Below are 12,529 nucleotides of genomic sequence, written 5' to 3' on the forward strand. Positions count from 1 at the left end.
TTCAGTTATCAAGGTTCGTTTCGTTGTCTTTGTCGTTCCTTACCGAAGCGACTTGACTATCTTATCACATTCATTCTCGCTTGTCAAGAACTTTTTTAACTTTTTTGAAGAAGTTTTTGAAGTTCTTTGATTCGCTTTGAAGTGAACCGCTGTCCCTCGCGACAGCTTCTATACTTTATCACGGGTGCAAGAGAATGTCAACACCTTTTTTTAAAATTTTTAATATTTTTTCTACAGAAGGTACAATTCCCGGCTCCACAGATGAAAAAAGCCTGTTTTTCCTTGATTTTAAGCCATTTTTACAAGCTCAGCCAATTCAGGAGCAGATTGTTGCGGTAGAGCCAGGACAGGATACTGCTCTGGGCAGTCATTTTTAGGAGCTGGCCGCCGACACTGGTGGACGCACATACGGTGATGACCACAAAGAATATCCAGACCAGCACCACGCCCTCCGCGAAGCCCAGGAGCAGACCGGCAGTTTTGTTGAGGCCGTGGAGGATCGGTAGGTGGGACACAATGCCAAGGGAGAATACGATACCGCGGATCAGAACGCCTGCCAGAAGCAGTGCAATCAGGAAGGCGGCCCAGCGCAGGATCTCGTCTGCCAGATAACCGCTTACCGCATTTTCCATACCGAGAACGCGAAGCGCGTCAAGTAATTCCATGTCGCTTCCTTCTATGCTATTCTGAAGGAAGCCGTACAGACCGGTGCTTTCTTTCAGGAAGACATGAAGATAGGGCGATACCACCGAGGTGATAATCAGGGTCAGCGCCAGGCTCAGCACGCCTACGATTTTGCGGATGAAGCCTTTGTGGTGTCCGTCCCATGCGGATAATATGATAAATAAGCCTACTGCGGGCAGTAACCAGTTCATAATATTTCTCCTTTGTTATGATAGCAGAGCGCCCCGGCATCTGTTTTTGCCGAGGCTCTTTTACTTTTCTTTATGACTATTACCGTAAGCGGATGGTTTCCGTCCGGTCTGAGAATACCAGGACGAATTTATTCCGTCCATTTCCCTTATATAGATCCGCAATGACGCTGTCGAAAGAGCCCTTGTATTTCAGGACACCCTTTTCGCTGTAGATCTCGCATTCATTTTCATTATATAAAATCAGATATTTGCCAGACAGTTTTACCTGACTGTATTCCAGGTCCGTCTTCCGGAACAGGATCTGTCTGCCAGAGGCATCGTAGAGATCCACCTGATATCTGCCGGTTTCCTCTTCCGCCTCCTCAATAGTATCGTCGCCCAGCGTAACGATGCCGATACGACCGTCCCCCCAGAAAATACTTTCTATTTTAGAATCCACAGTGACTGTATTTTTCTCCTCCGGAATCTCCGCGCCTTCATAATAGATGATACTCTGATCGGAAATGGCCGCGCAGGTGGATTTGCCGATGTATTTGACCCGGGGGATGACCGTGTCCGCGTACACCTTGGAAGAAACGATTTTGTCCACAAAGTTGCTTCCTACGGAACCGAAGTTGTAAAATACCACGCAGCTGGCCGCCGCTCCCTCCTGTACCTGCAGATAGGACACCGCCAGCTTGGCTCCGTCCGGGGAAATGCCGATGGAAATGGGCTGGCCGGTCTCATCGAGACTGCAGCGGGATTCTGCCAGCTTGTTGCCTTCTTTATCATAGAGATAAATCCAGGATACAGTGCTGTCGTTCAGTAAAATAGCTGTTACGCCCTGGGCGGAGACGCTGATCTGCTGGATCGGAAGCAGGGTGCTGATCTCGGTGACCGCGCCCTGGGCGTCAAAGACGTATACGGTGTTGCCCTGTTGATCCGCTACGGCGACCGCGCTCTGGCAGATATCCACCATGGGATTCTGCATGTTGTAGGTCTGGCTCCAGATGACTTCGTTATTGGAACCGATGCAAGAAATGCCATCCCTGCTGTATTTCAGAAGCTTGCCATTGTATTCTGTATACAAAGTATTTACGGTGCTGCTATGTTCCACTGTCGCTGCGGTCTCATAGGTGGTGTAGGTCTTGTTCCGGGACCAGACGTTGAACACCAGGCAGCCGCACAATACGACGACGGCGCCAATCAGGTATTTCGCGCCTTTTCCTGCCCGATGCCGAAGCAGTTTTTTCTTATAATCCTTGGAATCGCTGTCCTGCTCCTGGTAGGGCGGCGTATCATAAAGCTTTGTTATATTGGCCATGGGCTGTTATCCTTTGCAATCCTGTGACTGTCCGGCGCTTTCTCCGGCATTCCGGGCTGTGTCTCTTTTTATGCTATGATAGCACAGATCCATTAGGGAAGCAAAAGTTTTTGTCCCTCCAGTATCCGGTCGCTGTCCTCGATACCGTTCAGGCTGCAGATGGCATCGATTTCATCGTCGCGGCCATAAATCTGGCGACTGATTTTCAGGAGGGTATCGCCCTTGCGGACGGTGTAGCTCTCCGGGGTGGAGGTGACTGCTTCTGACGTGGCAGGCGCGGCTGCTGTGTCATCCGCTGATTCTGCCTGGGTATTGCCCTGCTCCTGGGAATCCGCTGCATTATCTGCCTCCTCTGTAGCTTCTGCCAAGTCTGCTGAATCCGCCTGTTCCGGCGCAGCCGTTTTCCCGTCTGACTCCGCGTCCTCCACCGTTGTTCCGACCCGATTTTCCTCAGCCGCAGTTCCATCCTGAGCCGTCCCGTCTTCAGCCTGTCCCAGATCCGCATAGGCCGCTTTCAGCTCCGTGTCCTGCTGCTCCAGCGAATCCGTCAGTTCCCGCAGGGCTGTCTCCAGTCCGGTCATTTTCTCATAATTATTGATGAGAGTAATTCCGATAACCAGCACCACCATCACCAGAAAGGTACTGGCCATATACAGGAAGGTCATGACCCGCTTCTGGCCGGATGCCTCCCTTTTCTCCTGCACGATGGTCCGAAAGCTCTTGATGGCCCGATCCTCAAAGTGTTCTTTTTCGTCGATGCTTTCGCCATCCCCTGTCTCAATCATGTAGCGCTGCATGGCTTCGTTGCGCTCATAGAATATCGTATAGCCACGCTGACGCGTCAGTTTTCCATTTTCATAGGCAAAGAAATCTGCTGCCTCGTCCGAAGAGTCCGACACCAGCAGCACCTTGTCCACACCGCCGAAATAATTCACATGAATTTTCAGAAGCTCCGGACCAAGCTCCATGGGATAGCCGGGCAGGGAAAGATACCAGCCCAGGATGTCCAGATCCGCGAAGTACTCCTTCATGGCTCCGTACACTTCCGCCCAGATCTCATCGGTGAAGGGAATGCCGTTTTCTGTGTACTCCAGCTTCTTCAGGCCCACAGCGCCCCGGATGAACAGATAGGGAAGCCCGTCCATCTGCTCGGAATGGCCAAGCAGTATCGCTACCCGACTGTTCAGCGTCTCCTCTCCCGCCAGCCGCCGCAGATAAGTAATCACATAATCTTCTATATATATTTTACGTCTGTCCTCCGGATCGCCTATCTGGCGCACATTTTTCGGCAACTCAATTTTCCGCTCCGGCCCCGTTTCTTTCGCATTTTCTCTGTAAACGAACTCAATCATACACTCACCTCATTACCGCTGTTTTCTCATGAATTTGAGCATCCCGGACCGCCCCGGGGGTAATTGCCCGCTCATTTTCTGCATGGTAACACAGACAGGCTGTAAGATATGGCGAATGGTGTCGGTGAAATCAGAAATTGTTTCGACAGATTTGACTTTTCCTTGTTTTTCGATATAATTTTTTTAGATACAGAAGGGAGTTTTTCTATGATTTCTAAAGATGTTTATGCCGGTTATTATACTGCGCCGGAATTTCAGGAAGCGGTTTCTTCCATCCGGGGCGTGATCCTTGTCTGCGGCTCCTGTGAGCAGCACGGGTATCATTTGCCGCTGGATACAGACAATATCATCGGCCGGGAGCTGGCTCTACGTATTGCGGAAAAAACGGATATGCTGGTGATGCCTCCGGTCAACTACGGCCAGGTATGGTCTGCCAAAGGATTTCCGGGGACTATTTCACTGCCGCCATCTGCCCTGAAATGTATTTTAAGAGAAATTATCTGCAGTCTGGAGCAGCAACAGGTAAAAAATATCGTCCTCATGTCCGCTCACAATGGAAACTATCCGATTTTAAAGGATTTTGCACGGGAAATCCGAGACGAATTCGGTTGGACAAATATCTGGCATTTTCCTGTCGCCTTTTCCAGGGAGCTGGAAGCGAAAGCACAGTCTGCCCCTGCCATGATGCCCCATGCCGGAGAGGCCGAAACTGCCATGATGCTGTATCTTCGGCCGGATCTGGTACATCTTGACCGGGCTGTCCGTGAATATCCAGTTCCTCCGGAGGATTTTGCTTATCGCCCCAGACACTGGAATGAATTCGTAACCTCCGGTTCCTTCGGCGATCCAGGCGCCGCTACTGCCGAATACGGAGAGGCCTTGGTCGAAGATGTGGTTCATCGTATCTCCGATCTGATAAACCGTTTACTTTAGTATAGAAAGAATACTTCAACAAAAAGACAGGTTTCCGCATCGGGAACCTGCCTTTTTCCTGTCTTTTTCAGACTTTTTATTCTTATTTCAGCCAGTCTTTGATCTGCTCGTACACACCAGCGCCATCCAGCTTGTACTTCTCAAGCAGCTTTACTGCCGGGCCGGACTCGCCGAATACGTCATATACACCGATCTTCTTTACCGGAGTCGGAAGCTTCTCACTAAGTACATCGCAAACAGCGCTGCCAAGGCCGCCGATCACAGAATGCTCTTCTGCGGTTACTACCTTGCCGGTCTTCTTTGCGGACTTCAGGATGATCTCCTCGTCCAGCGGCTTGATGGTGTGGATATTGATTACCTCTGCGGAAATGCCCTCTGCAGCCAGCTTCTCAGCTGCTTCCAGAGCGCTGTTTACGCACAGTCCTGTAGCTACGATGGTAAGGTCTGTACCCTCTCTTAACAGGATGCCCTTTCCGATCTCAAACTTATAGTTTGCTTCATCATTGAATACCGGAACTGCCAGTCTGCCAAAGCGCAGGTATACCGGTCCCTCGTACTCAGCTGCTGCCTTTACAGCTGCTCTTGCTTCTACGTCGTCTGCCGGGTTCAGGACAACCATGCCCGGAATTGTACGCATCAGAGCGATATCCTCGTTGCACTGATGGGTAGCTCCATCCTCACCTACGGAAATTCCTGCATGAGTAGCGGCAATCTTCACATTCAGATGGGGATATCCTACGGAGTTACGAACCTGCTCGAACGCACGGCCGGCAGCGAACATTGCGAAGGTGCTGCAGAACGGGATCTTGCCTGTAGTAGCAAGGCCTGCCGCGATACCTACCATATTGCCCTCTGCGATACCACAGTCGAAGAAACGATCCGGGTATGCTTTCTTAAATACGCCTGTCTTGGTTGCGCCGGCAAGGTCAGCATCCAGTACCAGAACGTTCGGATTCTCAGCGCCAAGCTCCTTCAGCGCGTTGCCATAGCTTTCTCTTGTTGCGACCTTCTTTACTTCTGACATAATGCTTCACCTACCTTCTCCAAATCTGCCATTGCGATTGCATACTGCTCATCGTTCGGAGCAGAACCATGCCATCCCGCGTTGTTCTCCATGAAGGACACGCCCTTACCCTTTACCGTCTTCATGATGATGGCTGTGGGCTGACCCTTGATGGTCTTTGCTTCGTTCAGAGCCATACGGATCTCATCGAAGTTGTGACCGTCAATGTTGATTACATGGAAGTTGAACGCTTTGAATTTATCATCGATGGGATACGGGGAGTTTACCTCGCCGATAGGTCCGTCAATCTGAAGATTGTTGTTATCTACGATGACGCACAGGTTGTCCAGATGCTTCGCGCCTGCGAACATGGAAGCCTCCCATACCTGACCCTCCTGGATCTCGCCGTCGCCCAGCAGTGTGTATACACGATAGCTGTCGCCGGATACCTTTGCGGAAAGTGCCATGCCGACTGCTGCGGAGATTCCCTGTCCCAGAGATCCGCTGGACATATCAAGACCCGGTGTATGCTGCATACAGGGATGTCCCTGAAGATGTGAGCCTACGTGTCTTAAGGTAACCAAATCCTCCTTCGGGAAAAATCCTCTCTCAGCAAGAACGGAATACAGACCCGGAGCTGTGTGACCCTTAGAAAGTACGAAACGGTCTCTGTCTGCCTTCTTCGGATCCTTCGGATCGATGTTCATCTCTTCAAAATACAGATATGTAAACATGTCTGCTGCTGACAGAGATCCGCCCGGATGTCCGGACTTTGCGCTGTGAACGGCAGTAACGATATCCTTGCGGACTTCATTCGCCGTCTTCTGGAGTTCTAAATTCGTCATGTTTGTCCCACCTTTTATAAAATATTGTAAAATAAAATCTGCTTCTTATAGTATACCGAGACTTTCAGAGTCGGTCAAGCTGTTCTTTGTGAATTCCTGTCGTTTTCTGTCCGTTTTCATTGCTATTCCGTTCCTTCACAGCAACACGCTTCGCGGAACAGCATCCTGTAAATAGCAATCGGCTTTCCTACAGTTCTACCCGCCCCTCCAGCGCCCGGAGCAGCGTCACCTCATCGATATATTCCAGATCTCCGCCCACCGGTACGCCGCTGGCAATCCGGCTGACCTTAATTCCGGTCGGTTTGATCAGCTTACCGATATACATGGCCGTCGTCTCCCCCTCCAGGCTGGAGTTGGTGGCGATGATGACCTCTTCCACATCTCCCTGCAGTCTGGTCATCAGCTCCTTGAGACGGATATCCGCCGGACCGATTCCCAGCATCGGGGAAATGGCTCCGTGGAGCACATGATAGACGCCGTCGTATTTGCCGGTCTTCTCGTAGGCGGCCAGATCCCGGGTATTCTCCACCACCATGATGACCTTATGGTTCCGCTTGGGGTTCGCGCAAATGGGGCAGAGCTCCTGATCCGTCATGGTAAAGCATTCTTTACAATAACGGACATTTTTCTTCGCGCTTATAATGGAATCCGACAGTGCCTGTACCTTCTCCAGAGGCATATTCACGATATGAAAGGCCAGCCGCTGGGCTGTCTTGCCGCCGATTCCCGGAAGACTCGACAGCTGCTCGATTAATTTACTGATTTGGCTGCTGTAATAATCCATTAGAACGGAAAGCCTCCGCCGAGACCGCCGGTCAGGCCGGACATCATGGACGCGGAATCCTCTTCCTGCTGGCGCAGCACCTGATTTACTGCGATCTGGATCATTTCTTCCAGAGTCTCCACATCCTCGGGATCAATAGCATCCGGATCGATGGTCACTTTTGTAATCTCTTTCTTACCGGTCATCTTGATCTCGACTGCTCCGCCGCCTGCTGCCGCGGTGTACTCCTTCTCGTCCAGAGCCTTCTGATTTTCCTCCATCTGGCGCTGCATCTTCTGAGCCTGCTTCATCAGGTTGTTCATATTGCCGGGCATGCCCATGCCTCCCGGAAATCCACCTCTTTTTGCCATTTTTTACTCCTCCTTATTCGTCTTCAAATTCTATTTCTGTATGAATGACCTGTTCGATGTCAATCGCTCCCACTTCCGCGTGGGGGTCATTTTCCATACAGGCTACCAGAATCTCCATGTCCTTTCCGGTATCCTGTAAGATCACATTTTTGATCTCCTGAAGGTGTCTGGTTTCCTTCAGAAAAGCCTCGCCGGTGGGCGTGGCCGCGATGATGCCAAGCTTGCCATCGCCGACTGCTTTCAGCTGCGCGTCCTTCAGATAAGTCCGCAAAAGCGGGTGCAAACGGTTCAGCACGTTATGCCAGTTCTTTACCACGTTCTGCACGTCCTCGGGCAGGGACCTGGGCGCCGGAGCCGCGGGCGCAGGCTTCTTTGGCTCTGCCTGGGCACTTGCGGGCGCTCCATTTTGCCAGCCGCCTCCGTAGGAAATGGCTCCGCTTTCCAGCTCTTCCATCTTCGCCTCGAACTCCTGTTCCAGCACGCGGATGCGGTCCAGAAGCACGTCTGTGTTCGTCTCCATGGCGGGACGGCACAGCTTTATGAAGGCCACCTCCACCTGAACCCGCTTCTGGGACGCATAGCGGATCTGTCCGCCCAGCTCCGAGAAAATACGGATATAGCGCATCAGGGTGTCGTCCTCGATCTGCAGAGCCTCCTCTTTCAGGCGGGCCAGGTTCTCGGTGGACACATCCAGAATATCTTCCATATTATCATTGCTTTTCAGAAGCAGCAGATTCCTGAGATACCAGGTAAAGTCGGTCACAAACTGTCCCAGCTCCCGGCCCTGGATCACCAGCTCCTCAATCTCCGCCATGACGCCGGGCAGATCCCGGTTCAGAGTCTGTCGGAGCAGCTTGCTGTAGACCTCTGTATCCACGGCTCCCAGTACATCCAAGACGTGGTCGTAGGTCAGCTTCTGATTCAGATAAAAAGCAATGCACTGGTCCAGAAGGCTTAAAGCGTCTCGCATGGAGCCGTCCGCGGCCTTGGCGATGTAGCGCAGGGCTTTCTCCTCGGTCTCCACGCCCTCTTTCTCCGTCAGCTCCTGAAGTCTCGCGGTGATAGTGTCCGCCGTGATGCGCCGGAAATCATACCGCTGGCACCGGGACAGGATGGTCACCGGAATCTTGTGGGCCTCGGTGGTCGCCAAAATGAAGATAACGTAAGAGGGCGGCTCTTCCAGGGTCTTTAAGAGGGCGTTAAAGGCTCCGATGGAGAGCATATGCACCTCGTCGATGATATAGACCTTGTATTTACCCTCTGTGGGCGAATAAGCCACCTCGTCCCGGATCTCACGAATGTTGTCCACGCCGTTGTTGGAGGCGGCGTCGATCTCTATCACATTCATGGAAGTGCCTGCCGCTATAGAGCGGCAGGCCGCGCACGTTCCGCAGGGATTGCCATCCACCGGGTGTTCACAGTTCACCGCCCGGGCGAAAATCTTCGCCACGGTTGTCTTACCGGTACCTCTGGTACCGCAAAACAGGTAGGCATGTCCGATTCTGTCTGCTTTGATCTGATTTTTTAATGTGGTTACAATGTGATCCTGTCCCCGGACGTCACTGAACTCTGTAGGTCGAAACTTCCGGTAGAGGGCCATATACGACATGTATCAATTCCCCTTTGTTGTTTTAATCTCCGAAGCTGATGCCGATCATCTTCGCTTCTGATATAATGGAAGAATTTGGGTCTACAAACTTCAGTTTGCCTGCGGACTCCTCCAGCGGGATCCGCTGGCATTCTCCATTGACAATACCAATCATGCACCCATAAGCGTCGTCTACGATGGCCTGTGCAGCCGCCGCGCCCAGTCTGGTGGACAGGACCCGGTCATAGGGGCAGGGACTGCCGCCCCGCTGAGTATGTCCCGGAACGGTGACGCGCACCTCGGTGCCTAAGCGCTTGGTCAGCTGATCCGCGATCTCGTAGGACACGGTCGGATACTTGTAGGTCTCCATGAATTTCTTCAAATCCTTCTTGCTCATTTCCGCGCGTTCCTTGGGAATCGCGCCCTCGGCTACAGCTAGGATGGTAAAGCCCTTTTTCTGCTTGTTACGGGCTTCGATGGCCTTGCAGATGCTGTCGATGCTGTAGGGGATCTCCGGAATCAGAATGATATCCGCTCCTCCGGCGATACCTGCGTGCAGGGTCAGCTGTCCTACCTTGTGTCCCATAACCTCCACGATAAATACACGGCCGTGGGAGGCTGCCGTGGTATGGATACAGTCGATGCAATCCGTAGCGATATCCACTGCGCTCTGGAAACCAAAGGTCATATCCGTGCCCCAGATATCGTTATCGATGGTCTTCGGCATATGGATAATATTCAGACCCTCTTCCCTAAGAAGGTTGGCAGTCTTCTGGGTTCCGTTTCCGCCCAGAATCACCAGGCAGTCCAGACGCAGCTTGTGGTAGGTGTGCTTCATGGCCTCCACCTTGTCCAATCCGTTTTCATCCGGCACCCGCATCATTTTGAAGGGCTGGCGGGAGCTTCCCAGGATGGTTCCGCCCTTGGTCAGGATTCCCGAAAAATCTCTCGGGGTCAGCATCCGGTAATTTCCGTAAATCAGGCCCTTATAGCCTTCCTCAAAGCCGTAAAGCTCTACCTCATCCAGTGCGTTGCATACACCCTTTACGATTCCACGCATTGTAGCATTCAGCGCCTGACAATCTCCGCCGCTGGTCAGCATTCCGATTCTTTTCATATTGCATGCCTCCATATATTTAATTTGCGCGCCATGCATCTGTGGTGTATGATCCGCTGCCTTATGCATGACAATACTTATGTTTAGTTTAGCATAAATCGGGGATTCTCACAAGGGGTTGAGACGGATCGCCCGGGCAGATTTTTATGCCAATTTTTAAGAGAAAAATCATATTTTCTTCCTGAAAATGCGTTATAATTAAATTATATTCTTTCGAAAAAGGGTGATAATTATGACTGAACTGACTACCTATTATCAAAATGTGAAACGCGCTGTGCGTCAGAATCTAACTTTGTACTTTGCGGCAATTATCGTGCTGATGATGCTTACGAGTGTGTTGCTGGGACCGCCGTTTTCGCGGACAGTGACGACAGCCGGATTTACTTATCGAGTCGACGGGTGGTTTTGGGAGAAAAACTGGCTGATGTATCTGATTATTCTGGTTTCCGGGCTGCTGGCTGTGATCCGGGGCGGCGCTGCAGGGGTGAAAAATTTTAAGGCACTCCGGAATATTCTGTATATGGACTGTGACGCCAAGCGCCTCCTTCGTATCGCCGATGAAGGAACGCGATATGTCCCCTATGATGTATACAAAAATCAAAAACAGGCCCGGAATGTAGCCGGGCGGCAGCGACGGTTCTTTGAGCAGCTTTATGTGGAAGCGCTGCTGGCCTGCGGACAGGTGGATGTGGCGGATCTTTATATGAAAAACGGCTGGAGGTCCAAACGAAATGCCCTGATTTACCGGCAGCTTTCCCTGAATATCCAGGCACATTACGCTTATCAGGATCAGGACGCCGTGCGCTACCGCAGTATCTTGGAACAGGGCGGACGGCTGCTGAAGCGAAGCACGGCGCTCTGGGCCCGTCTGGACTGGCTGGAAGGGCGGCAGGAACAGGCCGTAAAACGACTTCAGACCGCCCAGCCACGCGTCCCCTATGAGCAGGTCATGTTCGCCGGAATGCTCAGCACTTATCTGCGAGAGATCGGACAGGTCGAAGAGGCACGGGAATATGCGGATTATGTAATCGAGCACGGCGGAACGCTGGCTTTGCGGGAGACTGTTATGGAGGACTATCTTCGTGAGAAATACTTATAAGCAGCATGATTGACCGCCATGAATTGAGAAAACGGGTTCAAACCCAGCGTTGCCGGCTTGTACCCGTTTTCTTTTTTTACTGTTAGAACTCAGTATATACGATATGGTTTCTTATGACTTTTAAAGGACGCTATCTGGGAACATATCTCAGACAGGTAATCGTTCCATCCGGATTCAGCGTATAGGTCTCCACCCAGGCATCGTCCATGGCGGCCGTATGTTTTTCCATGATGGCACTCATTCCGGCGCCGTCCGGGAAATATTCCTTCATAATTGCAGCTGCCGTATCCGCGTCAGCCGATGTTTCTCCGGATTCCTCAAAGATAAATTCCTCTGCGGTAACGGTTTTTCTGGAGTCTTCCACCGGTTTGGCTTTTTCATTTATATTTTCCGTCGTAAGGCTGTTGAGCCACCGGTCGCCCTCCGATAATATCCAAAGATATCCTCCGTTCGATTCCGAATCATTGATGTCGGCAATAATTCCGGAAGCTTTTACAGAATCTGCTTTTGCAGTGTTTACCGGCAAGTCAAACAGGGCATTTACCCCTTGATAGGTCTCGCTCCTGAGTATTTCACCGGTATCCGTATCATAGATGTATGCCTGATTATTATACATATCGCCATCGGACACTCCCACATAGATGCCGTAGTCCGCAAAGTATTCCACATTGTCAGTCTCCACCAGCCGGTACTGGATCCCGTCTGAGACAAAGCAGGTGACACCGCCGCTTAAGGTATAGGCATTATATTTTTCCGGATTGAGGCCATGAATATAGGGGGATACAAAAAATTGTGTGCGCTCGAAGTTGTCGCTCTGCACATCCGGCATGGGCTTTCCGTCTGCGTAGGCGATAGCTACCGCAATATAGGTCTTGTCTCCATCCACCTTGCCCTGATCATCCTTGGATAAATGTTCAGAGATTTCGTTGCCGGAGACCACACCCAGAAGTGTGATATCATAATCACCGCAGTGCTGTGTCTCATATTCTGAAAGCCAATTGCTCTGCTCAAAATGCGAAGCCAGCTGCCCGTCCGCATTGGCCATTGCCACGTCCCTGGCAGAGAGAGCGCGCCAGGCAGCAAAGACAGTAACAGATGAGGCTATGAGAAGTGCTGCCACAGCCACTGCTGCCGGAAGGTGCCTCCGATTTTTTATCGTTCTTCTTGGAACAGTTTTATGAGTTACAGATGAACTTCTTGTCTTTCTCTTCATTTTCAAATCGTCCTCCTTAATTTCAGGAATAAGGGCCTGCTTTAAAAGCTGCTCCAGTCTCTCATCG

12 protein-coding genes are annotated in these 12,529 nt (G+C 51.4%); 2 read left to right on the plus strand and 10 right to left on the minus strand.

All coding sequences use genetic code 11. From position 1 onward, the window contains the following. Window positions 1–299: 299 nt before the first annotated feature. The 3 genes from ACTRC3_RS10600 to ACTRC3_RS10610 all read right to left on the minus strand — a co-directional run bounded on the left by ACTRC3_RS10600 (window position 300) and on the right by ACTRC3_RS10610 (window position 3,530). On the minus strand, window positions 300–875 hold the full coding sequence (locus ACTRC3_RS10600) for a CvpA family protein (RefSeq protein WP_349165530.1): 576 nt from the start codon (window positions 873–875) through the stop codon (window positions 300–302). A gap of 79 nt (window positions 876–954) precedes the next feature. Further along, the gene (locus ACTRC3_RS10605) at window positions 955–2,178 is read right to left on the minus strand and encodes a DUF5711 family protein (RefSeq protein ID WP_440323042.1); all 1,224 of its coding nucleotides are present in this window, start codon (window positions 2,176–2,178) and stop codon (window positions 955–957) included. A gap of 92 nt (window positions 2,179–2,270) precedes the next feature. Beyond that, the gene (locus tag ACTRC3_RS10610) at window positions 2,271–3,530 is read right to left on the minus strand and encodes a LysM peptidoglycan-binding domain-containing protein (protein ID WP_440323043.1); all 1,260 of its coding nucleotides are present in this window, start codon (window positions 3,528–3,530) and stop codon (window positions 2,271–2,273) included. 207 nt (window positions 3,531–3,737) lie between these two features. Between ACTRC3_RS10610 and ACTRC3_RS10615 the strand changes: the two genes are divergently transcribed. After that, window positions 3,738–4,463 carry a creatininase family protein gene (locus tag ACTRC3_RS10615; protein WP_440323044.1) on the plus strand — a complete coding sequence of 242 codons (726 nt, stop codon included), beginning with the start codon at window positions 3,738–3,740 and terminating at the stop codon, window positions 4,461–4,463. 82 nt (window positions 4,464–4,545) lie between these two features. Here the strand turns inward: ACTRC3_RS10615 and ACTRC3_RS10620 are convergent, their stop codons facing one another. The 6 genes from ACTRC3_RS10620 to ACTRC3_RS10645 all read right to left on the minus strand — a co-directional run bounded on the left by ACTRC3_RS10620 (window position 4,546) and on the right by ACTRC3_RS10645 (window position 10,150). Then, window positions 4,546–5,487 (minus strand): transketolase family protein, encoded by a 942-nt coding sequence (locus ACTRC3_RS10620; RefSeq protein ID WP_178040168.1) that lies wholly within the window; start codon window positions 5,485–5,487, stop codon window positions 4,546–4,548. Continuing rightward, the gene (locus ACTRC3_RS10625; protein WP_158365291.1) at window positions 5,475–6,311 is read right to left on the minus strand and encodes a transketolase; all 837 of its coding nucleotides are present in this window, start codon (window positions 6,309–6,311) and stop codon (window positions 5,475–5,477) included. Before ACTRC3_RS10625 ends, ACTRC3_RS10620 begins: the two co-directional genes overlap by 13 nt. A gap of 187 nt (window positions 6,312–6,498) precedes the next feature. Then, window positions 6,499–7,095: a recombination mediator RecR gene (recR, locus tag ACTRC3_RS10630; protein WP_440323045.1), complete on the minus strand. Its 597-nt coding sequence runs from the start codon at window positions 7,093–7,095 to the stop codon at window positions 6,499–6,501. Continuing rightward, entirely contained in the window at window positions 7,095–7,445 is a 351-nt protein-coding gene (locus ACTRC3_RS10635; protein WP_158365289.1) for a YbaB/EbfC family nucleoid-associated protein, read from the minus strand. The genes recR and ACTRC3_RS10635 overlap by 1 nt, the downstream gene beginning before the upstream one ends. Window positions 7,446–7,458: 13 nt before the next feature. Then, a complete protein-coding gene (dnaX, locus tag ACTRC3_RS10640) occupies window positions 7,459–9,054 on the minus strand; it encodes a DNA polymerase III subunit gamma/tau (protein ID WP_440323046.1) in 1,596 nt (531 codons plus the stop codon). Window positions 9,055–9,076: 22 nt separating this feature from the next. Next, a complete protein-coding gene (locus ACTRC3_RS10645) occupies window positions 9,077–10,150 on the minus strand; it encodes a 6-phosphofructokinase (protein WP_349165262.1) in 1,074 nt (357 codons plus the stop codon). Between the two features lie 232 nt (window positions 10,151–10,382). On the opposite strand from ACTRC3_RS10645, the gene ACTRC3_RS10650 reads away from it, so the two are divergent. Beyond that, window positions 10,383–11,249 carry a hypothetical protein gene (locus tag ACTRC3_RS10650; RefSeq protein WP_440323047.1) on the plus strand — a complete coding sequence of 289 codons (867 nt, stop codon included), beginning with the start codon at window positions 10,383–10,385 and terminating at the stop codon, window positions 11,247–11,249. 130 nt (window positions 11,250–11,379) lie between these two features. Here the strand turns inward: ACTRC3_RS10650 and ACTRC3_RS10655 are convergent, their stop codons facing one another. Continuing rightward, on the minus strand, window positions 11,380–12,462 hold the full coding sequence (locus tag ACTRC3_RS10655; RefSeq protein ID WP_440323048.1) for a hypothetical protein: 1,083 nt from the start codon (window positions 12,460–12,462) through the stop codon (window positions 11,380–11,382). Window positions 12,463–12,529: the final 67 nt, after the last annotated feature.

Origin of the sequence: Laedolimicola sp., from assembly GCF_051972735.1 — a bacterium.
GTDB lineage: Bacteria > Bacillota > Clostridia > Lachnospirales > Lachnospiraceae > Laedolimicola > Laedolimicola intestinihominis.